This is a genomic window from Pseudomonas kitaguniensis (assembly GCF_049199985.1).
Classification (GTDB): domain Bacteria; phylum Pseudomonadota; class Gammaproteobacteria; order Pseudomonadales; family Pseudomonadaceae; genus Aquipseudomonas; species Aquipseudomonas kitaguniensis.
Window position 1 is genome coordinate 1 of sequence record NZ_JBLZPT010000057.1, and the last position, 515, is coordinate 515.

Genomic DNA, 515 nt, shown 5'->3' on the forward strand with positions numbered 1-515 from the left:
CTGACCCTCACCGACGGCGCGCTGGACGGGCTTTTGCCGTTTGAGTGGACGCGGGTATATCGCACCAGTGCGGTGGAAGTGGATGGCGGGCTGGGCTTTGGCTGGAGTCATGCGCTGGCGCAACGGTTGGTGGTGGACGGTGATTCGGTGGTGTGGACGGACCATGAGAATCGGTCGACCGAGTTTCCGTTACCCAGCGTTTCTCGACCGGCGATTACCAACAGCTTGGCCGAAGCGGCGATTTATTGGGGGGATTTGCCCGGTGAATTAGTGCTGGCTCAGGCTTCGTGTTTTTATCACTTTCGCGACGGTGTGCTGACCGCGATCAGCGATGCTTACGACAACCGGCTGCGGATTGTTCGGGATTTTCTCGGGCGCATTGAGCGGTTGGACAATGGTGTAGGCCGGTCGCTGTTTTTACGCTACGCGTCTGGCCACATCGTGGCGGTGGACTATCAGGTTCAGCGCGCCCAAGGCCATGAACCTTTCGAATGGATTACTGAACAGCAAGTTGT

At 58.3% G+C, this 515-nt stretch carries 1 protein-coding gene; it reads left to right on the forward strand.

What is annotated here, in order from left to right; all coding sequences use genetic code 11:
- Positions 1-515, forward strand: a 515-nt coding sequence (locus ACOZK9_RS27345) for a DUF6531 domain-containing protein (RefSeq protein ID WP_421556983.1), incomplete at both ends; no start/stop codon positions are given.